Origin of the sequence: Enterobacter sp. T1-1, assembly GCF_000710795.1 — a bacterium.
In the GTDB taxonomy this organism is placed as follows: domain Bacteria; phylum Pseudomonadota; class Gammaproteobacteria; order Enterobacterales; family Enterobacteriaceae; genus Enterobacter; species Enterobacter cloacae.
In genome coordinates this window covers 45,972-72,273 of the sequence record NZ_JALW01000049.1, presented here as the reverse complement: position 1 = coordinate 72,273, position 26,302 = coordinate 45,972, and the positions used below count along the sequence as shown (strand labels likewise).

The window sequence follows — 26,302 nt, the reverse complement described above, 5'->3', positions numbered from 1 at the left end:
CCAGCCACTCGCGCATGTAGTGCCCCATGTAAACCTCCAGCACGCCACCTTTGGTGGTGAGCTGACCGCCCGGCACTTCCCATTCAGGCCATTGCTTTGGCGTGGACTGCTCCAGCACGCTGCCGTTATTGGCGAGCGGTGCGCGCAGGTTGTGACGGCTCATAATTAAAACTTGCTCCAGCTGATACCCTTCCGGCGTCTCTTGCGCCTGCACCCCGGAGGCTGCTGAAAAGAGACCGGCTACGGCCACCGCGAGTAGTGCTTTTCTCATCCCTAATTCCTCACTCGTTTTAAAATGTCGCGTTCAGTGTGACAGATCCGTGACAATTTTCCGGGAAGCATTTCTCAAACTGATGAATAACACGCTTACCCGGTGAGCAGATTAGTTTTATAATAAAACTACATACGCCCGGAGATTTGCCTGTGAAACGCACCCGTCTTGAAGAGAGTACCTGCCCTGTCGCCCGTTCGCTGGATATCATCGGCGACTGGTGGTCGCTGCTGATTGTTCGCGACGCATTGCGCGGGATTAAACGCTTCGGCGAGTTCCAGAAAAGCCTCGGTATCGCGAAAAACATGCTGACCGCGCGGCTAAAACTGCTGGTCGATGAAGGCATCCTCCGGCTCCAGCCCGCCTCCGACGGCAGCGCCTGGCAGGAATACGTTCTGACCGACAAGGGACGCGCACTCCAGACGGTGCTGGTTGCCCTGTCCCAGTGGGGCAATGAATTTTTGTTCGCGGAAAACGAATGCGGCACCGTTCTCGTTGATAGCGAACAGCGCAAACCGCTGCGTAAACTGCTGCTTATTGCCGATGATGGCCGCGAACTTACGCCTGAAGAGATCGTGGCTAAACTACCCTCCTGATCGTTCCAGACGGCAAAAGCACAAAATGACCACCGATATAGTTGCATTATAAAACCAAATAGCAGACAGTGAATTCAGTTTCATATTGAAACCAAATAACCCACTTTGCTTTGAGGTAACACACGATGACTACGCAAATCACTACCGCCCTGATTACGGGTGCCTCTTCCGGGATTGGTGCCGTCTATGCCGATCGCCTTGCCGCGCGCGGCGCTAACCTGGTCCTGGTCGCCCGCCGCGAGGATCGGCTGCAAACCCTCGCCGCCGACCTACGCGCGCGCTATGGCGTGACCGTCGATATTCTGGTGGCCGATCTCACCGATGAAACCGGGATCCGCGCGGTAGAAGACGAACTGCGTAGCAATACCGCCATTGATGCGCTGGTTAACAACGCCGGCACCGCGCAGATGGCGCCGTTCCTCGCGGGCGATGTGGCCCAGCATCAGGCCATTAACACCCTCAATACCACGGCGCTGATGCGCCTGACCTATGCGATCCTGCCGCGCCTGGCGCAGAATAACCACGGTACGCTTATCAATATCGCCTCGGTGTTGTCCCTGCACGTGCGTGCAGGCAGCGCGCTGTACAGCGCCACCAAAGCCTGGGTGCTCAGCTTTACCCGTGGGTTACAGGAGGAGTTTGCCGACAGCAATCTGCGTATTCAGGCCGTGTTACCCGCCGCAACGGCAACAGAAATCTGGCAGCATTCCGGCGTGACGGTGAACGATCTGCCCGAAGGCTCGGTGATGACCACTGACGATATGGTGGATGCTTCGCTGGCGGGTCTGGATCAGGGCGAGCTGATTACCATTCCGCCAATGCATGATGCCAGCCTGTGGGATCGCTACGAAACGGCACGTCTGGAACTGTTTAACAGCGCCCGCACCGGCATCCCGGCGCCGCGCTATGTAAAACAGTAGGCTAACGCTCAAGCTGGTCGCCGTACTCACTCATCCAGGCGGCCAGCGGCGAGAGCGCCCCTTGCAGGGTCAACCCCAGCCCCGTTATCTGATACTCCACGCGCGGTGGGATCTCCGGGTAAACCGTGCGCGACACCAGACCGCGCTGTTCGAACAGCCTGAGCTGCTTCGTGAGTTCTTTTTGCGTGATGGGGGCGGTAGCGCGCAGCAGATCGCCAAAGCGTACCGGCGCATTGAGGATAATCAGGCGATAAAGAACAGGGATCGCCCACTTCCCGGAAATCAGGTTCACAAACTGCGTCATCGGGCAGACATAAACCTCAGAATTTTTTTCACAACGTATATCGAGCAATTCCGCCATAGCACACCTCTTGCCGCATTAGTATCCAATTGGTACCTGGTTTCCTTTCGATACTAACGTTTCTATAGTGCTTTCTCCAGAGACATTTCAGGAGAAGAACATGGGTCGTTTAGCAGGTAAATATACGCTGATTACCGGCGGAACCAGCGGCATTGGCCTTGCCACTGCGCAGGTGTTTCTCGCCGAAGGGGCGCATGTCGCCGTCACCGGTCGTAACCCGGAAACGCTCGCCGAAGCAGAGCGCATTTTGGGCGATAAGGCCTGGGTGATCCCGACCGATGCGGGAGATATTGCTTCGCAAAAAGCGCTGGCGGAGACGCTTGCCGCCCGCTGGCCACGCCTGGACGCGGTGTTTCTCAACGCCGGCGACGTGACCCACGCGCCGCTGGAAGCGTGGCAGGAAGAGGCCTGGGATCGTCTGATGGGCATCAACCTGAAGGGACCGTTCTTTTTAATTCAGGCGCTGCTGCCGCTGCTGAATAATCCGTCCTCGGTGATCCTGTGCGGCTCCGTAAGCGCGCGCATCGGCCTGCCCACCAGCAGCGTGTATGCCGCGAGCAAGGCCGCCCTGCTGTCGCTGGCACGCACACTGTCGGCAGAGCTGTTACCGCGCGGCATTCGCGTTAACGGTCTGAGCCCCGGCCCGGTAGAAACCCCGGCCTTTACGAAAACGGGCTTAAGCGAAGAAACGCTTAACGCGATGATGGCGGAGATCATCAAGCTTGTGCCGCTGGGCAGAATGGGCTCGACGACGGAGCTGGCAAAAGCCGCGCTCTATCTGGCCTCCGACGAATCCAGCTACACGGTAGGAACGGAACTGCTGGTGGACGGCGGAATGGGAAGTTTGTAACTTAAAAGGCGCTGATGCCGGTGACAATGCCGACATACAGCGCCGCCCAGACGGCGGCAGAAAACAGGCTGACCGCGTAAACCTTCACCCGGTTGAGCCTGAGCATGCCCGCCGCCAGCGGCACGATATAGCGCAGTACCGCCAGAAAACGGGCGGTGAAGAGCACCAGCACGCCGTTTTTCTGTAGCTGATGCTGCACCCGCAAAAATGTATCGGCATGTCTTGAGGTAATGCGCGTCACCAGCCGCGTATGCCCCATCAACTGACCGATATGATAGTTCAGCAGCGAACCGAGCGTGGCCCCCATCACCACCGCCAGCCACGTCAACGCCGGATGCAGGCTCGCCTGGCTAACGGTGATCCCGGTCAGCAACATCACCGAGGCGGGCGGCAGCACGGAGGAGATCAGCACCGTGGATTTACTCAAAGCCAGCACGAAGAGCAGCGCAAAGAGATGCGTCGGATAATGCGCAAAATGATTGAGCAGATTGTCAAACCACGCCACCTTGTTCTCCTCGTGAATATTTACCTTCTTATTAAAATCGAGCAAGTTTAAATAAAGGCTCAACGCGTCATGAATAATGAATACATAAACATTCCCTAAACATTTTTTAAATTCCAGAGCGGGAAAATAAAATAAGCGTATTATCCCGCTGGTTTACAACGATCTCGTTATGGCGAGGCTCCTGTACAAATACACGTTATCGCTCTGGCAGGTTCGAGAGAACCCGCACAGGGTAAAACAGGCACTGTCGAATCAAGGCTTTGTCAGTATAACTTCCCTTACGGGATACGGTGTACAGTGCTGAACCCAGGACGTGGGGATCTCCTCTTCGACATGCCCTGTCTTGCTCGCCCCTGAGAGATTTTTTATTCAAAGGGAATTCACTATGTCTTACGCTATTCACAACCAGAACCCGGTATTCAATGACAGCGCTATCGCGCAATATATGAATACCGATTTTATTGTCCTCGATATTTCATTATGCGTGGCGCTGGCGCGCGAGCAGTTTTTCGAAAAATTAAAAGACGATGATATTCCGTCGCATATTTTCATTGAAGATCAGGGCCGCCTCGCGGGCATGATTGCGGTACGCAAATTGCTGCAAACCACCGATACCGTACAGCCGGTAAAATCGCTGATGCTGTCGCAATTTCTGCAGGTCAAACCGGAAGATGAGCGGGCCGATGTCGCCGGACTGCTGGCTCACAGCTGTGCGGATGTAGTGCCTGTTGTCACCCACGGCAAGCTGGTTGGCTGCCTCACCGAGCGCGAAATGGCTCACCTGCTGGAAGACGATGTCACCGAAGATGCCCAGCGCCAGGGGGCAACGCTGCCGCTGGAAAAGCCCTATCTGGAGACCAGCGCCTTCAGCCTGTGGAAAAAACGCTCCGTCTGGCTGCTGCTGCTGTTTGTCGCGGAAGCCTACACCAGCTCGGTGATCCAGCACTTTGAAGAGGCGCTGGAGTCCGCCATTGCGCTGGCATTTTTTATCCCGCTGCTAATTGGCACCGGCGGGAACAGCGGAACGCAGATCACCTCCACGCTGGTGCGCGCCATGGCGCTGGGTGAAGTGCATCTGCGCGATGTCGGTCGCGTACTTTGCAAAGAGATGACCACCTCACTGATGATTGCCGTCACGCTCGGTATTGCCGGGTGCATCCGCGCATGGATGATGGGGATTGGGCTGGAAATTACCCTTATCGTCAGCCTGACGCTGGTGTGCATTACGCTGTGGAGTGCCATAGTCTCGTCCGTTATTCCCATGGTACTCAAGCGCTGCGGCATTGACCCGGCCGTCGTCTCCGCGCCGTTTATCGCGACGCTTATCGACGGTACCGGGCTGATTATCTACTTCAAAATCGCCCAGTATACGCTGGGGCTGGAGTAATCTTACGAGCACCTCTTTCCTGTGATTGAGGTGCTCACTCCGCTACACATCATCCAGTTGATGCGCAATCTCGCGCAGCTGCTGGGCCAGCGCCTGGAGGTTTTTTCCCTTCTCCCCTTTCGGCCCGGTGGACTGTCGCACCACCAGACGGGCAGGTAAAATCGAGGACATGCGCAGGGCACTCTCTTCGCCGCTGTCCAGAATGCGGCGCACCGCCTCTTTGCCCTGCAGATCTAAATCCAGTGAGACCGTCGTCAGCGCCGGGTAGAAGAACGAGCTTTCGTAGGTATCATCGTAGCCAATCACCGACTTCTCGCCAGGAATGGAAATCTGCTGCTGGTGGAAGGCGCTCAGTACGCCCAGCGCCATCTGGTCGTTGGCCACCAGTACGGCGGAAAACTGCGGCGTTTCGCGCAACATCTGCAGCGCACCGGCATACCCGCTCTGCGCATCCCAGTTGCCGCGGATCACCGAAGCGGGCTCCAGCCCGTAACCCTTCAGGGTTTCGATCCAGCTTTTTAGCCTCAACTGTGCCGACACAGAGGACTCCGGCCCCGCCAGCAGGGCGATGTCGCGATGGCCCAGCTCGTAAAGGTATTTAACGCTGGCGCGGGTCCCATCCGCCGGGTTAAACGAAACGTTAAACACAGAACTGTACGGGTCGACATCCAGGAAAAGACAGACGATATCGTCGTTGTCGGTGGCGATTTTCTGCGCCTCTTCGGCCTCCAGAGGCACGTTAATGATCACCTTGCTCACCAGCTGGGACTTCAGTTCGTTGATAGAGTCCTGAATACTTTGGTTGACGTTCTCATCTATCATCGAGATCAGTACCTGGTATCCCTCCACGTTCGCATAGCGTTTTACCGCTGCCGCCACCTGAGAAGGCGCGTGCAGAGCCAGTGAAATGGTCACCAGCCCGACGGTCTGACTCTGCTTGCCTACCAGTTGCTGGGCCAGGCGATTCGGCACATACCGCAATAACTCTATGGATTTCTCAACCTTGTGGCGCGTGGCCTCGGATACATTGGCAGATTTATTCAGTACCCTGGACACGGTCTGATAGGAGACGCCTGCATGGCGTGCGACGTCCTCTAACGTTGCGCTTTTCGACTTCATGGTCCGGTTCCTTATGTTGTTATGCGATGATTGTAACAGGGGCGCTGTAAAAAAACGCTCACCGTCCTCACTTCGCAGACATAACACCATCAAAAAGTATTACGTTCACAATGCCATAATTTGTGGCACAGCTCATCACTCGTAACAAAATTGTCTATTTTATTTGCAGTTAATCACACATTTAGGATCGTTCAATTGCCAGCCAGAAGGTTTAGGCATTTTATGACAGCGGATTTGTGAACGTATTACAAAACAATAAGAGGGTAACAATGAACACGACGATCCGCTCTGTATCCGTTGCGCTGGCTGCCGCGTTAGCGTCTCCATCGCTGTTTGCTGCGTCTTCAGTACCGATTGATTTTCATGGCTATCTTCGCTCCGGCGTGGGCGTCTCACGGGATGGTGGGATGGAGGAGTGGCAGAAGAATAAAATAGGCCGTCTGGGTAACGAAGCCGATACCTACGGCGAGCTGGAACTGGGCTCTGAGGTCTACAAAAAGAACGACGTGAGCTTTTATCTCGACAGCATGGTGAGCATGGTGTCTGACGGCTCTAACGATAACGAAACCACCTTTGGCGACGACGCTCAGTTTGGCCTGCGTCAGCTAAACCTGCAGATCAAGGGATTGATCCCGGGCGATCCGAATGCGGTTATCTGGGGTGGGAAGCGCTATTACCAGCGTCATGATCTGCACATCATTGACACCAAATACTGGAACATCTCGGGATCCGGTGCAGGTATTGAAAACTATACGCTCGGCCCTGGCGCGGTCTCCGTGGCCTGGATCCGCGGCGATGCCAACGACGTGGACTACCGCGTTGACGGTGATAACGACGTGAACATCAATTATATCGATCTCCGCTATGCGGGCTGGAAACCGTGGGCAGGCGCGTGGACGGAAGTGGGTATTGACTATGCCATGCCAAACCCGACCAACAAACAGAAAGAGTATGGCGGGCTGTACGAGGCCGACAACGGCGTGATGGTAACCGGAGAGATCAGCCAGGACATGCTGGGCGGCTATAACAAGCTGGTGCTGCAGTATGCCAACAAAGGTCTGGCGCAGAACATGGTTTCCCAGGGGGGCGGCTGGTACGACATGTGGAACTATGTGAACGATGCCAGCGGCTACCGCGTGATTAATACCGGCTTAATTCCCATTACCGACAAGCTCTCCTTTAACCACGTCCTGACCTGGGGTTCGGCGGATGACACCACGCAGTATACCGATAAATCGCGCCTGATTTCGCTGGTGGGCCGCGCGCAGTATCAGTTCACCGAATATGTGCGTCTGATTGGTGAAGTGGGCGGGTTCTACCAGAAAGATACCTATACCGACGGTTCAAACTACAAGCAGAGCGGTGAGAAGTACACGATCGCCTTAGGTCTGGCGGACGGACCTGATTTCATGTCACGTCCCGAGCTACGCGTGTTTGCCTCTTATCTTAATGATTCCGAACATGGGAAATCCTTCGAAGACGGCACCGCCAGTAATACCTGGAACTTCGGCGTGCAGGTTGAAGCCTGGTGGTAATATTTATTTCTAAAATGCGTTAATCGTTATTGTATCTCCAACAACTGGCAGTTTATTCGCCTGTTTCGGGATAGCCATTATTTTGGCTATCCCTTTTTTTATTTATTGATTAAAATGTTCATCTAATAACTGACGTAAGGCATCAGATTGCCTGCCAAATATGGCATGCACCTGCTGGCCAATAATAATTACCCCCAGCGCCCCTTCATTCTGTAACGCCTCAGAGTCAACTTTATTTAAATCTTTTACCGTCACGCGCAGGCGGGTAATACAGGCTTCGACGTGTTCGATATTATCGTCGCCGCCAAACGCGGGAATTAAACGCTGGGTAATTTGACTGTCCATAATACGCCTCATTATATGCAGATAAAAAAATGCCTGCTCGTGGAGCAGGCGTTCTGTGCCTTTTTGCCCGGACGGTGCGGTCTGATGCCCTCACCCCAGCCCTCTCCCACAGGGAGAGGGAGAAAATCAATTACGCTTTACGCCTGAGCACACGACAGTCCCAGGGCAGCAGAGCGGTATCGCCCGCAGCAGCGGCGTCTGTCATGCAGTCGGTATACCCCTGTGGCAGCGTGATGTACTGCTGCTGTGCCGTGTAGTTCTGCACAAACACCCAGGTGGTTTCGCCATCCGTGCGTGCCGTGGCAACCACGCCCGGCGGGAGTTCACCCTCGATGGCGCGCGGTAGTGCCAGCTCGTTGATAATTCCGGCGAAGAAATCGCGCTGGAACGGCAGATCGTTACGTGAAGCGACATGCCACGCCTTGCCTTTACCGACGCGGTTGACCGTTACCGCAGGGCGACCTGCGTAGAAATCATCGCGGTAGGTCGCCAGCACCTGTGCGGACTCAGCGTGGATCAGCTCGCATAAATGTCGCACCTGATACGGCCCCTGCAAACCCGCCGCGTTGCCTGCCAGCCCCTGAATCAGGTTGCGCTCCCCCTCGCCCAGGCACTCGATCTCTTCCGCCCAGATGCCCAGAAGCTTGCGCAGCGGGCCAGGGAAACCGCCCAGATGACAGAGATCGGTCTCATCCACCACGCCGGTCCAGTAGGTCGTCACCAGATGCCCGCCATTAGCCACAAAGGCTTCTGCCCGCTCGGCAAACCCTTCGCGTACCATATAAAGCATGGGGGCAACCACCAGCGCGTAGTCGCTCAGATCGCCGTCAGCGTCAATGACATCCACCGCGATGCCTTTTTCCCAGAACGGACGATAGTGCTCGTTGACGGTTTTTTCGTACTCCATTCCCATATTGCGCGGACCTTCGGCATCATCCAGCGCCCAGCGGTTTTGCTGGTCGAAGACAATCGCCACCCGGGCCTCGGTACGGCAACCTGCGACCTCCGGCAGGCGTGCCAGCATCTCGCCCAGGCGCGTCACTTCACGCCCGACGCGGGTATCCAGATGACCCACGTGGTCGATAACCGCGCCGTGGAATTTCTCCACCGACCCGCGGCTTTTACGCCACTGGAAGTACTGCACCGAATCCGCTCCGTGCGCCACCGCCTGCATCGACGAGAGAATATGCATCCCCGGCTTTTTCAGCTTGCTGGTTGGCTGCCAGTTGGTGGTGCTCGGCGTCGACTCCATCAGCACGAAGGGCTTACCGCCCTTCAGGCTACGCATCATGTCGTGATACATGGCGGTGTAGCAGGCGAGCGCCGTTTCGTCTTTCTCCTTGTGCCACATCGGATAGCTGTCCCAGGAGATAAAGTCGATCGCCTTCGCAAGCTGCCAGTAGTCGTAGTCGTAGAAATACTCCATAAAATTGGTGGTTACCGGCAGTTCCGCATTCGCTACTTTTAGCGGGGCCACTTCATGGCGGCAGAAATCGGTCACCTGTGCGGTATTGAAGCGACGCCAGTCGAGGTTGAGGCCGTGAATCGATACTTCTCCCTGCGGCGCAGGGGACTCTATCTGCGACCAGTCGGTGTAGGTGTGGCTCCAGAAGGTGCTCCACCACGCGTGGTTCAGCGCGTCCAGGGTTTTATAGCGCGCCTTCAGCCAGTCGCGAAAACGTGCCTGACACAGGTGACAGTGACATTCGCCGCCGTATTCATTAGAGATATGCCAGCCCAGCACCGCCGGATGGTGTGAATAACGCTCCGCCAGCAGGCGGTTAATGGTGAATGTCTTCTCACGGTACACTGGCGATGACATGCAGTGGTTATGTCGGCCTCCGTGCAGCGCGGGCACCCGGTTGCGCCCGACGCGCAGCACCTCAGGGTATTTTTGCGACATCCACGCCGGACGCGCGCCGCTTGGCGTAGCAAGGAAAATATGAATACCTGCCGCATACAGTTTTTCAATAATATTATCCAGCCACGCAAAATCATATTCCCCTTCACGCGGCTCCAGCTTTGCCCAGCTAAATATGCCCACCGACATCACATTACATTTTGCCTGCTGCATCATGGCAATATCTTTTTCAATAATACCGGGATAATTCTCCCATTGCTCCGGGTTATAGTCGGCGCCATGCAATAACGCCGCGACCTTTGGGCTTAAAGGCGCAAATTTATTCATATTAAAAACGTCCTGAATGAAGATAAAAATTATTTAAATACCGTTATTGATGGCAGCACTTTTCCCTGGCAATCAAATAACGCCTGATTCTCGCGGGCATTCCCCTCTTTCCATTCGTCATGAATATATTTCATGCCGGCTTTGGTCGCCCACGTGGTGCCCGGTACGGCAATCCAGGTCGGCTCCCAATAAAAAATGCCTTTGCCACGGTGGTCCGGAACATCAATAACGGACTGCATTAAATCGTGAATATAATCGTACTGGCCCTGAACGGTACCCGGATAGCCGCCGTCTTTTTCTTCTTTCGCCTGGAAGCTGTTCTCAGCGTTATCGCAGTTGTCCAGCGTATAGCCGTATGCCGCTTCCACCACAATCACGTCTTTGTTATAGCGCTTGCTGATGTCATCCATATTGGCCTTCAGCGCGCTAATCGGGCCGTTCCAGTAGGTGTACATTGACAGGCCGATGATATCGAATGGCACGCCACGCTTCGCGATTTCGTCAAACCACCAGCGGAAGGTGTCATTTTTAGTCCCTTCGGCCAGGTGCAGCATGATTTTCACCTGCTCGCCGCCGGTCAGATTCTCTTTTAGCCCGCTAATGGCGGCGTTGAGCAGTCCGGCCAGACGGTCAAACTCGCCGCCGCCCTGCCCCCAGCTTTTGCCTTCCGGCCACAGCATGCCGCCGTTGATTTCGTTACCGATTTGCACCATGTCCGGCAGTACGCCCTCTTGCTTAAAGCGGGCGATGGTGTCGCGGGTGTAGTCATGGATCGCCGTTTTAAGCTGCGGGTAGTCCATCTTCTCCCAGGCTTTCGGCTTGAACTGTTTGCCCGGATCGGTCCAGAAATCGCTGTAGTGGAAATCGAGCAGCAGCTTCAGGCCCTGCGCCTTCACGCGCTTCGCCAGCGCAATCGTGTTTTCCAGGTTGTTACTGCCGCCGCCATAGGTCTTGCCGCTCGCATCCTGTGGATCAACCCACAGGCGCAGGCGTACATAGTTCACGCCGTTGGCCTTCAGGATCGCAATCGCATCCTGCTGCTGGCCGTTCTGGTTATAGAATTTCGCGCCGTGTTGTTCGGCTTCCAGTAGGGTCGAAATATCCGCCCCCTTAATAAAATCTGCAGGCATGGCGTTAAACGGACGCGTTTTCACCGCGTCGGCAGCAAAAGCACTCGCGGCAAGGCCACATGAGAGGCAAACGGCGAGCAAAGCGGGTTTGAGTCTTTTCATGGTTATCCTTTGGTACTCCCGGAGGTCAGGCCGGAGACGAAGTATTTTTGTAACGCCAGGTAGAGGATCGCCACCGGCACCGCAATCAGGACCGCGCCTGCCGCGTAGGTGGTGTAGCTGGCCCCCATTTTTTGTGCCACCAGGTTATAAAGCCCGATGGGTAAGGTGTATTTGTCCGGGGTGCGCAAAATGGTGCTGGAGAGGATGAAATCCCCCAGCGGCCCGGTGAAGGAGAACAGCGCCACCACCGCCACAATCGGCTTCGAAAGCGGCATGATAATTTCGATGAAAATCCGGAAATTACTGGCCCCGTCCATGCGCGCGGATTCATCCAGATCTTTCGGGATGGCATCGAGGTAGCCTTTCATCAGGTAAGTGTTCATCGGGATCATGCCGCCCACGTAGATCAGCACCAGCGCCAGATGGCTATTGATAAGGCCCAGCAACTGCGACAGCACGAAGATGGCAATCAGCGCCGAGAACTGGGGGATCATCTGCAGCAGCAGGAACAGCATCAGACCGTTCTGGCGCCCCTTAAAGCGAAAGCGCGAAAACGCGTAGGCGGTAAAGCTGACGCTGATTAAGGTCAGTACCATGGTCAGGAAGCTGATTTTCATTGAATTCCAGTACCAGGTCATGTAGTTCACCTGGCCGTTGAACAGGTCGGCATAGTGCTGCACCGAGAAGTTCTCTGGAATAATCGACGAGCTCAGCAGGCTATTACCCGCGTTAAACGACGCACCGACCGTCCACACCAGCGGGTAAATGATGATTATCGAGACCAGCACGATAACCAGCCAGGAAAGCGAGAGGCGAACCCACTTCTCACGTTTAATACTTTGTGATTGAGCCATTGTTACGTTCCTTACGCCATGTCGTCATTTTTGAACGATTTCGTGGCGCGGAACTGCCACAGCGCCAGCCCGACGACAAAGATCGACAGCAGGATAGTGATGGTCGCCGCAATCGCATATTGCGAAGAGGACATCGTCAGTTTGTAGATCCACGACACCAGGATATCCGTCCCACCCGCATTCGACCCTACCACCGCCGGTCCGCCGTTATTAAACAGGTAGATGATGTTGAAATTATTGAAGTTGAAGGTGTATTGAGTGATCAGAATCGGCGCAATCGAGTAAAGCACCAGCGGCAGCGTGATGGTACGCAACTTAGTCGCGCTACTGGCACCGTCCATGGTCGCCGCTTCGTACAGATCGTCCGGAATGGCCTGCAGCACGCCGGTGGTCATGGCGAAAACAAACGGGAAGCCGAGCCAGGTCTGCATCATAATCAGCGCCGTTTTGGTCCAGAACGGATCGGTCATCCACGCTTTTGGCGCGATGCCGAAGAAGGCCAGAATGGCGTTGTTGATCACCCCAAAGGAGTCGTTAAACATTCCGGCAAACACCAGGATGGTGACAAAGCCCGGCACCGCCCAGGGCAGAATGAAGATGGTGCGGATCAGCGGTTTAAAGCGCAGATCTTTCTGGTTTACCAGAATGGCCAGCAGCACGCCTACCGAACATTGCAGCGTGGTAGCGAGCAGGGTCCAGACCACCGTCCACTGCAGCACGTCGAAGAAGGTCGAACGCCAGATGGAGAGCGTGAAGATATTGATGAAGTTCTTAAACCCAACCCAGTCCACCAGCTTAGCCGGCGGCGTGTGGTAGAGGTTGTAGTTGGTAAAGGCAATGGCAAAGCCGAACAGGATCGGGAAAACCACTACAAACACCAGCAGGATAAAGCCGGGCGTGATCATCAGATACGGGAAGCCGTCGCTCAGCAGCATCTGGTACTGCTTGCGCACGCTGTTAAGCGCAAGTCCCGCATCGCGTTTTCTGCCATTCACCCACGCATCACGCATCGACAGGTACCAGACCATCACGCCAAACGCGGCGATCAGCACGCTGATGATCCCCTCAGCCAGCAGGAAGATAGAGTTGTCCCGCGGCACCTCCTCGCCCAGCGTCACCAGCCCCCACAGCCCTTCGCGCAGAAAATCGGCAAATACGCCGAGAAAACTGACCAGCAGTACCAGGAAGATGATCCCTTTCAGCCACTGACGATGGTAGAACTGGCCGAAGCCGGGGATGAACGCCAGCAGCAGGCCGGTCCAGGCATGGCGCCCGGCCCCGTGCGGTCTGGCAAAATTTTCCGGGATGATACTCACAGACAACTCCTTTCAAAAAAACGGGAGAGAGTCCTCCCGTTTTGCGACGGCAGAAAATTACTGGTTGCTGGCCTGCATGGCTTCGATTTGCATCTGGACCTGTTTTTCTGCGCTATCCAGCGCGGCTTTAGGATCCTGTTTGCCGGTCAGGCTCAACTCCAGCGCGGCGTTGGCTGGCCCCCAGACTTCACCCATTTCAGGGATGCCCGGCATGGCAGTTGCGCGCGCCGACTGTACCGCGACGGCACTCGCTTTTTCGTCGTTTTTGATAATCGGATCGTCGATCATCGCGGTAAGCGGCGGGATTTCACGCGTGGCGATGTAGCGCGTTTTCACATACTGCGGCTGGTTGATGAATTCGATAAATTTCTGCGCCAGGGCTTTGTCTTTGCTCCACGTGGAGACAACGTAGCCTTTCACGCCAAGGAAAGAACTCATAGGCTTGCCGTCGGGCAGCGTTGGCAGCGGCGCAACGCCGTAGTTGATCCCTGCCGCTTCATACGGCTGGAATGCCCACGGCCCATTGATCACGGCTGCCGCTTTCTTCTCGGTGAACAGGGAGTCAATGGCGTTCAGACCGTTGTCACCGACTATCCCGGCCGGGAAGATCCCGTCGGCGTAGAATTTTTTAAGGTACGTCACGGCCTCTACCGCGCCCGGCTTGTTCAGGCCAACGTCGCTGGCGTTATAGCCGCCCTTGTCGTTATGACCGAAGATGTAGCCGCCCATCGGAGAAATTGCCCCCCAGCTGTAGTAAATCTGGTCGAACTTGGCGAGCAGGCCGTACTGGTTTTTCGCGCGCTGCTGTTTCGAAAAGTCATACCAGTCCTGCAGCGAATTGAGGGGCTTGTCGATAAGGTCTTTGTTGTAGATCAGCACCAGCGTCTCGACCGCTTTCGGTACGCCGTAGAGGGCATTATCCATTTTGAAGGCATTGATTGAGGCCGGGGTGTACTGTTCGGTCTGCTTAGCCTCCAGATTCAGGGGGGTCAGCAACCCTTGCACTACGGCGCCGCCCAGCTGATCGTTAGGGATCACCAGCACGTCCGGGCCAATGCCCGCCGGGCCATCCAGACGCAGTTTTTCCAGCTGCTGGGCGTAAGGGGTTTCCTGGACGTTGACCTTAACGTCGTACTGTTTTTCAAAGTCAGCCACCGCCTCTTTTATACCGGATGACTTCTTGATGTCTTCCCAGACGTTAAGCTGCGTGGTGGCATGTACCTGCACCGAGAGCGTAGAAAGGATCAGAGCGGCAAGTAGGTTCTTTTTCATTACAAACCTCATGTGAAGGTATAACAATTTTATGGTTGTTATGACATTTAACGCCTTATTTGCCTCATCTAAAATTCAGCAAAATCAGATGCTGCACGTATGACGTCAAATATCTTTGGTTTGGTATACGCTACCCTTCACATCATGATAACTCTACAAAAAACTGTAAGTTGTGTGATCGTCATAACATTAATGGAAAATCTGTATAGGGCGCATGAATACTGGAAGTTATAGTCAATACAGACAAATTGCACCGTCCAGCTATGTTAAACCTGATTGTTATACGTAAAACATAGATAGCGGTTTACTCGGGGAACACTGATGTCAAACATACAGTTAAGGAATGTCACCAAGCGCTTTGGCGACACCGTCACCTTGCACAACGTGAATCTTGAAATTGAAGACGGGGAATTCGCCGTCTTTGTTGGCCCTTCCGGCTGCGGTAAATCGACCATGCTGCGCATGATTGCCGGTCTGGAGGAGATTAGCGAAGGTGAAGTCTTAATCGGTAATGAGGTCATGAATGACGTCGCGCCTTCCCACCGCGGCGTGGCCATGGTGTTTCAGTCCTACGCGCTCTATCCGCACATGACGGTCGCCGAAAACATGGGCTACGGGCTGAAAGTGAATAAGGTCCCAAAAGAACAGATCCGTCACCAGGTGGAGATGGTCGCAAAAACGCTGCAGCTCTCCCATCTGCTGGACCGCAAACCTAAACAGCTTTCGGGCGGGCAGCGCCAGCGCGTGGCAATAGGCCGCGCCATCGTGCGTAACCCGCGCGTCTTTATGTTTGATGAACCGCTCTCTAACCTGGACGCCGAACTGCGCGTCGAGATGCGTCTGCACCTTGCCCGCCTGCATCAGGAGCTGAAAACCACCATGGTGTATGTCACGCACGACCAGATCGAAGCGATGACCCTGGCCGACAAGATCGTGGTCATGAACTATGGCAAGGTTGAGCAGATGGGCGCCCCGATGGATCTCTATTACAAACCGGCAAATAAGTTTGTCGCCGGGTTTATCGGTTCTCCGAAGATGAACTTTCTGCCGGCGACCGTTGAAGCCTGGCAGCCAGGTAAGCTTACCGTCAGGCTATCGCAACAAAAGTCGCTCACGCTCGCGATAACCACCACACCGCTGCAGCCGGGAAGTCAGGTCACGCTGGGCATCCGCCCGGAACATTTAACCACCGACCTTCACCGCGGCACGCGGCTGGAATTTAACTGTGAAGTGGTGGAGCGACTGGGAAACAATACTTACCTGTTTGGGCAATGCTATGGCCATGACAACGTGAAGATCTTGCTGCCGGGCGACGTGAAGTTCGCGCCCTGGCAGAAGATAGACGTGGCGTTTGACGACCATCACTGCATGGTTTTTGATGACCAGGATGTACGGGTGAGCGCTGATATCGAAGATGCGGTGCGTTCGGTGGCTTAACGCGCGCCACCGTCAGCCAGCGTCCTCACCGCCCGCCCAAACGCCTCAATCGCCAGGGCAACATCCTCAGCCATCACCGACTCCGCCGGATGGTGGCTGATGCCCCCCTTGCAGCGCACAAACAACATCCCCACCGGCCAGCGTTCTGCCAGCGCAATGGTGTCGTGCCCGGCACCGCTCGGCAGCGATAGCGTGCGGCCCTGAACCGATGTCACAGCCTCCCCTAACAGCGATTGCAGTCTGGCATCGCAGGGCGTGGCGGCGATCCGGTAAAACTCCTCGGCGCTGAAACTGAGCCCACGTCGGGCTGCGATCTCTTCCGCCTGAATGAGCAGTTCAGTGAGCAGTGCGTCCAGCGGGGCATCCTGCGGGCCGCGAATATCCAGCGATAGCGCCACCTCGCCGGGAATCACATTGACCGCGCCGGGCAGGCAGCGTAACGCCCCCACCGTGGCAACCAGATTGCCGCCGCGCTGTCGGGTGGTGTTTTCAACCTGCACCATCCATTCGGCAGCCGCGGCCAGGGCATCTTTACGGTGAGCCATCGGCACGGTTCCGGCATGCCCGGCTTCGCCGGTAAAGAGACAGTTCAGACGCCGCGCACCGTTAATGGCTTCCACCACCCCCAGCGCCATCCCCTCCTGCTCCAGACACGGCCCCTGTTCAATATGCAGCTCCAGACAGGCGCTGAAATCGTCCTGATGCCGCGCAGCAAGCGCTACCCGTGCGGGATCCAGCCCCGCCTGCACCATCGCCTGCGCCACGCTTATGCCACTGGCATCACAGGTATCAAGCCAATTCTCCGGCCAGGTGCCCGTCAGGCCGCGACTGCCTAACAGCGTGATGCCGAAGCGGGTACCTTCTTCGTCGCAGAAGCCAACAATCTCGATGGCCTGCGCCAGGCGCACGCCCTGCTGATGCAGGCTGTCCACCACTTCAATGGCGGTGAGCACGCCGAGCATGCCGTCGTAGCGCCCGGCATTGCGCACGGTATCCAGATGCGAGCCAAGCAGTATCGCCGGTGCGCCCTCCAGCTGCGCCTCATAGCGCCCGCAAATATTCCCGACGCTGTCCTGCCAGACGGTCATGCCCGCCTGGCTCATCCACTGCCCGACCAGCTGGTTGGCCTGCAGATGCTGCGTGGAAAGATAAACCCGCGTCAGGCCGTCCGGGGTTTCGCTGATGGCGGCCAGCGCATCGGCACGGGCCAACACCCGCTCTGCCGCCGGGCTCATTGTGACGTCTCGCGGCGATAATGATCCCAGGCGGCCTGCATCGCCGCCCCCTGGGGGGGGGTGAATTTCAGGTATTTCAGCACCGACTCCAGCGCGCTCAGGGTGGTCATTACGCAGTCTTTACGGGCGTTATAACCCATGGTGCCAATGCGCCATACCTTGCCGTGCAGCGGGCCAAACGAGGTGCCAATTTCGATACCGAAATCCTCCAGCATCAGCTTACGCACCTGATCGCCGTTAACGCCCTGCGGGATCACCACGCCCAGCACGTTGTTCATCTTGTGCTTAAGATCGCCAAAGGTCTCCAGCCCCATCGCCTGAATGCCTTTCAGCAGCGCATCGCCGTGCAGCTTGTGCCGGGCGATGCCGTTGTCCAGCCCTTCCTGGAGGATCAGCCGCGCGCATTCGCGGGCGCCAAACAGCGCGGTGGTGGCTTCAGTGTGATGGTTCAGCCGCTCCGGCCCCCAGTAATCCATCACCATGCCGAGATCGAAATAGTTGGAGTAGATCATCTCCTCGTCGCCGTCGCGATGGGCGTCGGTGCGGATCCCTTCCTCGACGCATTTGCGGCGGCGGATCGCCTCTTCCATGCGTGGGCTCAGGGTGATCGGTGACGTGCCGGACGGGCCGCCGAGACATTTCTGCATGCCAGCGGAGACGGCATCCAGCCCCCAGGCATCGGTTTCCAGCGCGTTCCCCCCCAGCGACGCGGTGGCGTCGGTGTAAAACAGCACGTCATAACGGCGGCAAATCGCGCCGAGCTCGGCCAGCGGCTGCAGCATGGTGGTGGAGGTGTCCCCCTGCACGGTCAGCAGCAGACGGGGACGAATACGTTTGATGGCATCCTCCACCTGATCCGGGGTAAACACCTCGCCCCACGGCACCTCGATGGTATGCACTTCCGCCCGGCAGCGGCGGGCGATTTCGCACAGCAGATGGCCGAAGCGGCCAAACACCGGCACCAGCACTTTATCGCCCGGGCGAATGGCCGACACCAGAATCGCCTCAATGCCCGCGCGCGAGGTGCCGTCCACCAGCATCGTCCAGCGGTTTTCGGTGCGGAACACCCCGCGGTAGAGCGCCATTACTTCGTTCATGTAGTGGGTCATCGCCGGGTCGTACTGACCAATCAGCTGGCTCGACATGGCGCGCAGTACGCGCGGATCGGCATTGATCGGCCCCGGCCCCATCAGCAGACGCGGCGGCGGATTAAGTTGCGGAAATTGAGCGATATCCATTGTTAAGTCCTTATCAGTTGAGGCCGCGCACGGAGGAGATGAACTGCTTCAGTTCGGTGGTCTGCGGGTTAGCGAAAAGCGTTTTGCTGTCGCCCTGCTCCCAGACTTTCCCCTGGTGCATAAACACCACGCGGTCGCCCACTTCGCGGGCAAAATTCATTTCATGGGTCACGAGAATCAGGGTCATCCCTTCTGCTGCCAGCTGCTCCAGCACCTTAAGCACTTCGCCCACCAGTTCCGGGTCGAGCGCGGAGGTGATCTCGTCACAAAGTAAGACTTTTGGCGACATCGCCAGCGCACGGGCAATCGCCACGCGCTGCTGCTGGCCGCCGGAGAGACTCGACGGGTAGTAATCCAGACGATCGCCGAGGCCGACTTTCTCCAGCATCTGCTGCGCCAGCGCCCGGCATTCGGCGGCGCTTTTCTTCAGCACCCGACGCGGGGCGAGCATCACGTTTTCCAGAGCCGTCATGTGCGGGAACAGGTTAAAGTTCTGGAACACCATCCCGACCGAGCGGCTGATTTCACGCGCCTGGGAATCCCGGTCGGTAATGGTCATGCCGCCAAGCTTGATGCTGCCGTCCTGATACCCTTCCAGACCGTTGATGCAGCGCAGCAGGGTGCTTTTGCCGGATCCGCTGCGCCCGATAATCGAAATCACCTGGCCCATGTCGATATCGAGATCGACCCCCTTCAGGACATGGTTATCGCCGTAGTACTTCTGCACCTGATTAATGGTGATGAGAGGCATTGAATTTAGTCTCCAGATAACGGCTGTAACGCGACAGCGGATAACACAGAATGAAGTAGCCCAGCGCCACCAGCGCAAAGACCTTAAACGGTTGATAAGTGACATTGGTGAGCATCGTCCCGGCTTTGGTCAGCTCGATAAAGCCGATGATTGACGCCAGCGCCGTGCCCTTAATCACCTGGACGGCAAAACCGACCGTCGGCGCAATCGCAATCCGCAACGCCTGCGGCGCGACCACCCGATAAAGCGTCTGGCCAAAGGTCAGCCCCAGACAGCGCGACGCTTCCCACTGCCCTTTGGGCAGCGCGCGAATGCTGCCAAACCAGATATCAAGCAAAAACGCGCTGGTGTAGAACGTGAGGGCCAGCGATGCGGCGGTCCATGGCGAGACATCGATGCCGAACAGCGCCACGCCGAAGAACGCCAGAAATAGCTGCATCAGCAGCGGTGTACCCTGAAACAGTTCGATATAGCCGCGGATCAGGCGCATGATCATTCGCCCGCCAGTGAGACGCAGCAGCAGCAGCGGCAGGGTCACCACCGCGCCGCCGACAAACGCCACCAGCGACAGCAGTATCGTCCAGCGCCCGGCCAGCAGCAGGTTGCGAATAATGTCCCAGTCGGTAAAGGTGGTCATCATGCCTGTACCCCCAGCCATTTGCGTCCTGCCGCCATCATCAGCTGACGCAGGGTAATCGACAGCGCTAAGTAAATCCCGGTTGTCACCAGATAAACCTCAAAGCTCAGAAACGTTCTGGACTGGATCAGGTTGGCGGCAAAGGTCAGCTCTTCATACGAGACCTGCGACACCACCGACGAGCCGAGCATCACGATAATGCACTGGCTCACCAGCGCCGGATAAATACGCTGTAGCGCAGGCGGTAACACCACGCGAATGAAGGTCTGGGTGCGGGTCAGCCCCAGCACGCGTCCGGCCTCCCACTGCCCTTTGGGTGTCACCTGAATGCCCGCCCGGACAATCTCCGTGCTGTACGCGCCCAGATTGATCACCATCGCCAGCAGTGCCGCCTCACCCGCCGTCATCTTCAGCCCCATATTGGGCAGGCCAAAGACGATAAAAAACAGCTGCACCACAAACGGCGTGTTACGGATAATCTCCACGTAACCGCCCCAGATCCGGCTAAACCACGTCGCCCGCCCGCTGCGAATAGCCGCCCCGAAAATACCAATCGCCAGACCGCCCAGGGTCGCCATCACCGTCAACTGGATGGTGACCCACAGCCCGGCCAGCAGCGCCGGCCAGTGCGGCCAGAGCTCAGAGAAATGGAGTTGCTCTGTCATTGCCTTACACGCCAAGGCTTGCCGGCAGCGGCGCCTTGAGCCACTGCTCAGAGAAGCCGTTCAGGGTGCCGTCTTTAATACCCTGTTCAATCAGCGCATCCACTTTCGCCTTCAGCGCTGGTTCATTTTTCTTCAGACCGATAAAGCACGGAGAATCTTTCAGCATAAAGCTCGGCACCGGAGCTTTCTCCGCGTTCTGGCGCGAGACGGCCGCCACCACGAGGTTGCCGGTGGCCACATACTGTACCTGTCCGGACAGATACGCCGACAGCGTGGTGTTGTTGTCCTCATAGCGTTTTACGTCTGCGTCTTTCGGCGCCAGGCTGGTCAGCACCATGTCCTCGACCGCGCCACGCGTCACGCCGATGGTTTTACCGCTCAGGGCGGCGGCATCTTTCAGCTCTGCGCCTTTCGGGCCAAACACCCCGAGGAAGAACGGCGCATAGGCGCGGCTGAAATCGATCACCTTTTCACGTTCCGCATTCTTACCGAGGCTTGAAATGACAAGGTCAACTTTGTCGGTTTGCAGATACGGCACGCGGTTGGCGCTGGTCACCGGGACCAGCTGCAGCTTGACCTTCATCTGTTTGGCCAGATAACGCGCCATATCGATGTCATAGCCCTGCGGCTGCAGATCGGTTCCGACCGAGCCAAACGGCGGGAAATCCTGCGGCACGGCAATGCGAATGGTGCCGCGTTTTTCGATATCCTGAAGCTGGTCCGCCTTTGCCGACAGGTTAGTGAACAGACAAACGGCCCCGGCCAGTGCAATCAACAATTTTTTCATGGTGCTTCCCCGTAACGTTAACATGAAACAAAAGATTCTTTGAATTGGATTTTGCAACTAATGTGCCAGATAAAGCGAAACGCGGGATTTTGTTGTAAATCCTGATAAATCAAAGGCGGGGCGAAAAAGCTGTCTCTTTTTCGCCCCGCCTCACTGCACCATTTCAATGCAAAGCACCACACCGATGCCCCATTATCGTTGTTCGAGCTCGTCCAGGTGCTGATACAGGGTGGCGATCTCATGAATGCGCGGACGGCCTTTATCGAGGATTTCATGCAGAAAGGCGTTTGCCAGCAGGTTGATCAGGCTATTGACCGAGGCGTAGCTGTCATAGGCTGAGACGCTGTCCAGCGGAGCGCAGAGCTGCCAGCTCGCCAGCGGAAACAGGCTGTGCGCCTGCGGCTCGCACATCAGCAGCACCGGAATACCACTGCCCTGAAGCTGCTGCAGCAGCGGGCGGATAATGCGCGGTCGGCGACGAAAGGCCATCATCACCACCAGATCGTCAGGGGTGAGATCCACCAGCTCTTCGCTCAGGCTCTGCCCCGGTTGCGGCAGTACCAGCACCTGTCCGCGTGCCTGCAACAGCTGCTGACGCAGATGCAGCGCCGCCGGATAGGCGTTACGCATCCCGATAATGACGATGCGCCTCGCCTTAACCATGCACGCCATCGCGTCGGCAAACTGCCGGGCATCCAGGGCATTCACCCACTGGGTCAGGTTAGCCATCTCCTGCTTATAGTGACGCGCCAGCAGCGTATTGCCCTGCACCGCGTCGCGGTTGTCCGTCAGCGGCATACCGCTCTGGCGCAGGGTACGCAACTCATCGCGCATGTCTTTATACTTCTCATAGCCCAGACGCTTAAACAGGCGGCTCACCGTGGCTTTCGACACTCCGCTCAGCTGTGCCAGCTCGGCGCTGTTGTAGCTGATCAGGTCGTCGAAGTGATCGAAAATAAAATCCGCCACCCGCTGCTCCTGCGGCGACAGTGACGCGTATTGTGCTTTCAGTCGTTCATCAAGCTGTTCCATAACGCCTCTGTAACGTTTGTTTCATCTATTGCTCTCTATTCATTAAGCATGCCAGCTTATCAGCCGGGATGACATGAAACTTTTCTTTCATACCTGGAACAGCTTTTGCAGCGCCTTGTGACTTTCAGGGTTATGAGGACTGTTCATGCAAAGTAATGTCTCCGTACACGGAATGGCGGTTGCCCCCCATCATCTTGCCAGCCAGAGCGCGCTGTCTGTGCTGCGCGATGGCGGTAGCGCGATTGAAGCGATGGTCGCGGCAGCGGCCACCATTGCCGTGGTCTATCCCCATATGAATGGCCTGGGCGGCGATGGCTTCTGGCTTATCGTGCCCCCCGGCGGCGAACCGATTGCCATTGATGCCAGCGGCGCGGCGGGATCGCTGGCGACACTTGCCGCCTATGGCGATCTGGCGCACATCCCCCACCGCGGCCCCCGAGCGGCGCTGACCGTGGCGGGTACCGTCAGTGGCTGGGCGGAGGCGCTTAAGGTCTCACACGCGCTGACGGGCAACGCCCTGCCGCTGACGCGCCTGCTGGCAGATGCCATTGACTATGCCCGCAATGGCACGCCGGTCACGGCCTCGCAGGCCACTGCCACCGCCAGTAAATTCGACGAACTGAAAGACCTGCCCGGCTTTGCAGAAACCTGGCTGGTAGACGGCAAACCACCGGAGGTCGGCAGCCGGTTTTATCAACCGGCGCTGGCCTCCACGCTGACGCAACTTGCCGAAGAGGGTCTGGAGAGTTTTTATCGTGGTCCGCTGGCGGCGCGTCTGGCCCGTGGGATGGAGACGCTCGGCCTGCCCATTACGCTGGCGGATTTGAACGCGCATGTCGCCCGGCGCACCACGCCGTTGAAATTAGCGCATCAGCAGGGCGAGGTCTGGAACCTCGCCCCACCGACGCAGGGGCTGGTCTCGCTGGCGATCCTCGGCATCACCGACCGTCTGGCGATGGCCGATGCCGATGACGCCGGGACGGTGCACCGCATTGTGGAAGCCACCAAACTGGCCTTTGGCCTGCGCGATGCACACATCACCGACCCGCGCGAGCTGAAAACCGATATCCAGAGCCTGCTGGATCCTGCGGCGCTTCAGGCGCTCGCCGACCGGGTTAACGATAACCATGCCGCGCCGTGGGGCACCGGCAAAGGCCCTGGCGATACGGTGTGGATGGGGGTGATGGATAACAGCGGCCTGGCCGTGTCGTTTATCCAGAGCATTTATCACGAGTTCGGCAGCGGGGTGGTGCTCCCGGATACGGGTATCGTCTGGCAGAACCGGGGGGCGTCGTTCAGCCTCGATCCCGCACATCTTCTGGCTCTCGCGCCGGGCAAACAGCCGTTCCATACCCTGAACCCGGCCGCGGCGCGTCTGAACGACGGACGGGTGATGGTCTACGGCTCCATGGGCGGTGACGGCCAGCCGCAAACTCAGGCCACGCTCTTTACCCGCTATGTGGTGCAGGGTCTGCCGCTGCAGGAGAGCATCTCCCGTCCGCGCTGGCTGCTGGGGCGCACCTGGGGACAAAGCTCAGACACCTTAAAGGTGGAAGGTCGGTTTTCCCCTGAAACGATCGCACGCCTGCAGGCGCTGGGTCACGAGGTGGAGATCTTCCCGGACTTTAGCGAAGCCATGGGCCACGCGGGCGCGCTTGTCCGCCACCCGAACGGGCTGTTTGAAGGCGCGTTCGACCCGCGCAGCAACGGCGCCGCCGCCGGATACTGAGGAGAAAACCATGACAACACAACAACCTGACTGGCATGCCTACCTGGCGCAGATGGAGGCCGTGCTGGGCGTTGAGCTGGATGACGCCCGCCGCGCGGAGCTTCAGCAGCAGTTTAGCCGCATTGCCACCATGGCCGCTCCGCTGATGGCGCTGCCGCTTGATGACCGTCTGGAGATCGCAGGAGTATACAAAGCATGAGGCTACACGAGATGAGTATCAGCGCGATCCAGCAGGCGCTGAGTGCAGGCGAGTTAAGCGCCCACGAGATCGCCCGTCAGACGCTGGAGGATATTGCGCGCATCAACCCGCAGATCAACGCCTGGACGGCGGTTACCGAAGCGCGGATGCTGGCCGAGGCAGAAAATATCGACACCCTGCGCCGGGAAAAGCGCCCCCTGCCGCCGCTGGCGGGCGTGCCTTACGCGGTAAAAAACCTGTTTGATGTGGCCGGGCACACCACCCTCGCCGGAGCCGAGCTGTTCAGCAAGCGTTCCGCTGCCAGCGCAGACAGCTTTGCGGTTCGCCAGCTACGCAGCGCGGGAGGACTGTTGTCCGGGATGGTCAATATGGATGCCTATGCCTACGGCTTTACCACGGAAAACAGCCACTACGGCGCCACGCGTAATCCGCACGATCTGACGCGCATTGCAGGCGGCTCCTCCGGTGGCTCTGCCGCTGCCGTCGCCGCCGGGCTGGTCCATTTTTCACTGGGTACCGATACCAACGGGTCGATTCGCGTCCCGGCGTCCCTGTGCGGAATTTACGGCTTAAAACCGACCTTTGGCCGCCTGTCACGCTCCGGCAGCCACCCGTTTGTCGCCAGTCTCGATCATATCGGGCCGTTTGCCCGCCGGGTGTGCGATCTGGCGTCCGTGTACGATGCGCTACAGGGACGAGACACCAGCGACCCTTTTCAGGCAGAGTCCTCCCGCGAGCAGACGCGGCCTTTGCTCGATCGCGGTCTGGATGGTTTGCGCTGCGCCGTCCTCGGGGGCTATTTCAGCACGTGGTGTAACGACGACGCCCGGGAAGCCGTCGCGCGCGCGGCACGTGCTCTCGACGTCCAGGAGGAGTTGCAGTTCCCTGAAGCCGCGCTGTCCCGCTCTGCCGCGTTTATCATCAGCGCCTCCGAAGGGGGGAACCAGTACCTGCCGTCACTTCGCCGTGAACCGGAGCGTTTTGAACCACACTCCCGCGAACGCCTGCTGGCTGGGGCGATGATCCCTTCCGCCTGGTATATTCAGGCCCAGCGTTTTCGCGCCCACGCCCGACAGGCCTGTAAAGCGCTGTTTGAGCAGGCCGACGTGCTGATCGCTCCGGCAACGCCGCGCAGCGCCACGACGATTGGCGAGCAGACCATGGAGATTAACGGCGAGCCACTGCCGGTGCGCGCCAGCATGGGGATGCTGACGCAGCCGATTTCATTTCTGGGTTTACCCGTCACCACCGTTCCGCTACGCACCGCCCAGGGAACACCGATTGGTCTGCAACTCATCGCAGCGCCGTTTAATGAACAAGCCTGCCTGCGCGTGGCGCGGGTCCTGGAAGCGAGCGGGATAACCGATGCCCGTCCTGCGGAGATGGCACAATGATGAATCACGACGACATTAACCTTCCCTGGGTGGTGGCGGACGTCACGGCCGCGTTTTATCGCTATGAAGATGCGCTGGTGAGCAACAACATTGCGGTGCTGGATGAGCTGTTCTGGCACGACAAAAACACGGTGCGACTGGGCGCGGGGGAAAACCTTTACGGCATTGATGAAATCCGCGCCTTTCGGGCGGCGCGCCCCTCCGCCGGGCTGCAGCGGACGTTGCGCAATACCGTGATCACCACCTTCGGAGAAGATTACGCGGTGTGCAGCACCGAATTTACCCGCGAGGGGACGGAACGAATTGGCCGCCAGCAGCAGACGTGGGTGCGGTTTGCTTACGGGTGGCGGATCGTGGCGGCGCAGGTGAGTTTGATGTCGTGACGCTGAAAAACCTGCCCGGTGGCGCTGCGGATGCTGTAGGCCGGGTAAGGCGCAGCCGCCACCC

At 57.6% G+C, this 26,302-nt stretch carries 27 protein-coding genes and 1 riboswitch; of the genes, 10 read left to right on the top strand and 17 right to left on the bottom strand.

The genetic code is table 11. From position 1 onward, the window contains the following. On the bottom strand, positions 1-271 hold a 271-nt coding region (locus AK59_RS0116285), incomplete at its 3' end, for a histidine-type phosphatase (protein WP_029883256.1). Positions 272-423: 152 nt separating this feature from the next. On the opposite strand from AK59_RS0116285, the gene AK59_RS0116280 reads away from it, so the two are divergent. Both AK59_RS0116280 and AK59_RS0116275 read left to right on the top strand, forming a co-directional pair. After that, a complete protein-coding gene (locus AK59_RS0116280) occupies positions 424-867 on the top strand; it encodes a winged helix-turn-helix transcriptional regulator (protein ID WP_013097204.1) in 444 nt (147 codons plus the stop codon). Between the two features lie 125 nt (positions 868-992). Then, positions 993-1,787, top strand: a complete 795-nt coding sequence (locus tag AK59_RS0116275; protein ID WP_013097205.1) for an SDR family NAD(P)-dependent oxidoreductase — start codon at positions 993-995, stop codon at positions 1,785-1,787. Position 1,788: 1 nt separating this feature from the next. On the opposite strand, the gene AK59_RS0116270 is transcribed toward AK59_RS0116275, so the two are convergent. Next, positions 1,789-2,148 carry a winged helix-turn-helix transcriptional regulator gene (locus AK59_RS0116270; RefSeq protein WP_013097206.1) on the bottom strand — a complete coding sequence of 120 codons (360 nt, stop codon included), beginning with the start codon at positions 2,146-2,148 and terminating at the stop codon, positions 1,789-1,791. A gap of 100 nt (positions 2,149-2,248) precedes the next feature. On the opposite strand from AK59_RS0116270, the gene AK59_RS0116265 reads away from it, so the two are divergent. Then, positions 2,249-2,998 carry an SDR family oxidoreductase gene (locus AK59_RS0116265; RefSeq protein WP_013097207.1) on the top strand — a complete coding sequence of 250 codons (750 nt, stop codon included), beginning with the start codon at positions 2,249-2,251 and terminating at the stop codon, positions 2,996-2,998. 1 nt (position 2,999) lies between these two features. Here AK59_RS0116265 and AK59_RS0116260 read toward each other — a convergent pair whose 3' ends face one another. Next, a complete protein-coding gene (locus tag AK59_RS0116260; protein WP_029883255.1) occupies positions 3,000-3,503 on the bottom strand; it encodes a DedA family protein in 504 nt (167 codons plus the stop codon). Positions 3,504-3,659: 156 nt separating this feature from the next. Next, positions 3,660-3,829, top strand: a riboswitch (M-box (ykoK) riboswitch). A 59-nt stretch (positions 3,830-3,888) separates the two neighbouring features. Between AK59_RS0116260 and AK59_RS0116255 the strand changes: the two genes are divergently transcribed. Further along, positions 3,889-4,890, top strand: a complete 1,002-nt coding sequence (locus AK59_RS0116255) for a magnesium transporter (protein WP_029883254.1) — start codon at positions 3,889-3,891, stop codon at positions 4,888-4,890. 42 nt (positions 4,891-4,932) lie between these two features. Here the strand turns inward: AK59_RS0116255 and AK59_RS0116250 are convergent, their stop codons facing one another. Further along, positions 4,933-6,009 (bottom strand): LacI family DNA-binding transcriptional regulator, encoded by a 1,077-nt coding sequence (locus AK59_RS0116250; protein ID WP_029883253.1) that lies wholly within the window; start codon positions 6,007-6,009, stop codon positions 4,933-4,935. Positions 6,010-6,278: 269 nt separating this feature from the next. Here AK59_RS0116250 and AK59_RS0116245 point away from each other — a divergent pair, with 269 nt between their 5' ends. After that, positions 6,279-7,544, top strand: coding sequence for a maltoporin (locus AK59_RS0116245; RefSeq protein WP_013097211.1), 1,266 nt, complete (start codon positions 6,279-6,281; stop codon positions 7,542-7,544). Positions 7,545-7,646: 102 nt separating this feature from the next. On the opposite strand, the gene AK59_RS0116240 is transcribed toward AK59_RS0116245, so the two are convergent. From AK59_RS0116240 to AK59_RS0116215, 6 genes are all read right to left on the bottom strand, one after another. Beyond that, entirely contained in the window at positions 7,647-7,889 is a 243-nt protein-coding gene (locus AK59_RS0116240) for a PTS transporter subunit EIIB (protein ID WP_013097212.1), read from the bottom strand. A gap of 130 nt (positions 7,890-8,019) precedes the next feature. Then, positions 8,020-10,077, bottom strand: a complete 2,058-nt coding sequence (locus tag AK59_RS0116235; RefSeq protein WP_023620985.1) for a beta-galactosidase — start codon at positions 10,075-10,077, stop codon at positions 8,020-8,022. Between the two features lie 29 nt (positions 10,078-10,106). Next, complete coding sequence (locus tag AK59_RS0116230) at positions 10,107-11,309, bottom strand: glycoside hydrolase family 53 protein (protein ID WP_029883251.1); 1,203 nt, start codon at positions 11,307-11,309, stop codon at positions 10,107-10,109. A gap of 2 nt (positions 11,310-11,311) precedes the next feature. Further along, positions 11,312-12,163, bottom strand: a complete 852-nt coding sequence (locus AK59_RS0116225; protein WP_013097215.1) for a sugar ABC transporter permease — start codon at positions 12,161-12,163, stop codon at positions 11,312-11,314. 11 nt (positions 12,164-12,174) lie between these two features. Continuing rightward, positions 12,175-13,479, bottom strand: a complete 1,305-nt coding sequence (locus tag AK59_RS0116220; protein ID WP_029883250.1) for a carbohydrate ABC transporter permease — start codon at positions 13,477-13,479, stop codon at positions 12,175-12,177. Between the two features lie 57 nt (positions 13,480-13,536). Further along, positions 13,537-14,751: an extracellular solute-binding protein gene (locus tag AK59_RS0116215; protein ID WP_013097217.1), complete on the bottom strand. Its 1,215-nt coding sequence runs from the start codon at positions 14,749-14,751 to the stop codon at positions 13,537-13,539. A gap of 321 nt (positions 14,752-15,072) precedes the next feature. Between AK59_RS0116215 and AK59_RS0116210 the strand changes: the two genes are divergently transcribed. Further along, positions 15,073-16,188, top strand: a complete 1,116-nt coding sequence (locus AK59_RS0116210) for an ABC transporter ATP-binding protein (protein ID WP_029883249.1) — start codon at positions 15,073-15,075, stop codon at positions 16,186-16,188. Here the strand turns inward: AK59_RS0116210 and hpxK are convergent. The 7 genes from hpxK to hpxU form a co-directional block, all read right to left on the bottom strand. Beyond that, positions 16,185-17,423 carry an allantoate amidohydrolase gene (hpxK, locus tag AK59_RS0116205; protein WP_029883248.1) on the bottom strand — a complete coding sequence of 413 codons (1,239 nt, stop codon included), beginning with the start codon at positions 17,421-17,423 and terminating at the stop codon, positions 16,185-16,187. The genes AK59_RS0116210 and hpxK overlap by 4 nt on opposite strands. Then, complete coding sequence (locus AK59_RS0116200) at positions 17,420-18,661, bottom strand: pyridoxal-phosphate-dependent aminotransferase family protein (protein WP_029883247.1); 1,242 nt, start codon at positions 18,659-18,661, stop codon at positions 17,420-17,422. Before AK59_RS0116200 ends, hpxK begins: the two co-directional genes overlap by 4 nt. A 13-nt stretch (positions 18,662-18,674) precedes the next feature. After that, the gene (locus AK59_RS0116195; RefSeq protein WP_013097221.1) at positions 18,675-19,412 is read right to left on the bottom strand and encodes an amino acid ABC transporter ATP-binding protein; all 738 of its coding nucleotides are present in this window, start codon (positions 19,410-19,412) and stop codon (positions 18,675-18,677) included. Then, positions 19,393-20,049, bottom strand: a complete 657-nt coding sequence (locus AK59_RS0116190) for an amino acid ABC transporter permease (RefSeq protein ID WP_020689664.1) — start codon at positions 20,047-20,049, stop codon at positions 19,393-19,395. The genes AK59_RS0116195 and AK59_RS0116190 overlap by 20 nt, the downstream gene beginning before the upstream one ends. Further along, positions 20,049-20,714 carry an amino acid ABC transporter permease gene (locus AK59_RS0116185; protein ID WP_020689665.1) on the bottom strand — a complete coding sequence of 222 codons (666 nt, stop codon included), beginning with the start codon at positions 20,712-20,714 and terminating at the stop codon, positions 20,049-20,051. Before AK59_RS0116185 ends, AK59_RS0116190 begins: the two co-directional genes overlap by 1 nt. A 4-nt stretch (positions 20,715-20,718) precedes the next feature. Next, positions 20,719-21,501 (bottom strand): transporter substrate-binding domain-containing protein, encoded by a 783-nt coding sequence (locus AK59_RS0116180; protein ID WP_029883246.1) that lies wholly within the window; start codon positions 21,499-21,501, stop codon positions 20,719-20,721. Positions 21,502-21,693: 192 nt separating this feature from the next. Then, the gene (hpxU, locus tag AK59_RS0116175) at positions 21,694-22,533 is read right to left on the bottom strand and encodes a MurR/RpiR family transcriptional regulator HpxU (RefSeq protein ID WP_014831361.1); all 840 of its coding nucleotides are present in this window, start codon (positions 22,531-22,533) and stop codon (positions 21,694-21,696) included. A gap of 145 nt (positions 22,534-22,678) precedes the next feature. On the opposite strand from hpxU, the gene hpxW reads away from it, so the two are divergent. From hpxW to hpxZ, 4 genes are read left to right on the top strand one after another with little or no spacing between them, the layout of a single operon-like run. After that, positions 22,679-24,262, top strand: a complete 1,584-nt coding sequence (hpxW, locus tag AK59_RS0116170) for an oxamate amidohydrolase (protein WP_029883245.1) — start codon at positions 22,679-22,681, stop codon at positions 24,260-24,262. Positions 24,263-24,272: 10 nt separating this feature from the next. Beyond that, the gene (hpxX, locus tag AK59_RS0116165; RefSeq protein ID WP_029883244.1) at positions 24,273-24,461 is read left to right on the top strand and encodes an oxalurate catabolism protein HpxX; all 189 of its coding nucleotides are present in this window, start codon (positions 24,273-24,275) and stop codon (positions 24,459-24,461) included. After that, positions 24,458-25,855 (top strand): AtzE family amidohydrolase, encoded by a 1,398-nt coding sequence (locus AK59_RS0116160; protein WP_029883243.1) that lies wholly within the window; start codon positions 24,458-24,460, stop codon positions 25,853-25,855. The genes hpxX and AK59_RS0116160 overlap by 4 nt, the downstream gene beginning before the upstream one ends. Then, complete coding sequence (hpxZ, locus tag AK59_RS0116155) at positions 25,852-26,238, top strand: oxalurate catabolism protein HpxZ (RefSeq protein ID WP_020689671.1); 387 nt, start codon at positions 25,852-25,854, stop codon at positions 26,236-26,238. The genes AK59_RS0116160 and hpxZ overlap by 4 nt, the downstream gene beginning before the upstream one ends. The last annotated feature ends 64 nt before the right edge of the window (positions 26,239-26,302 follow it).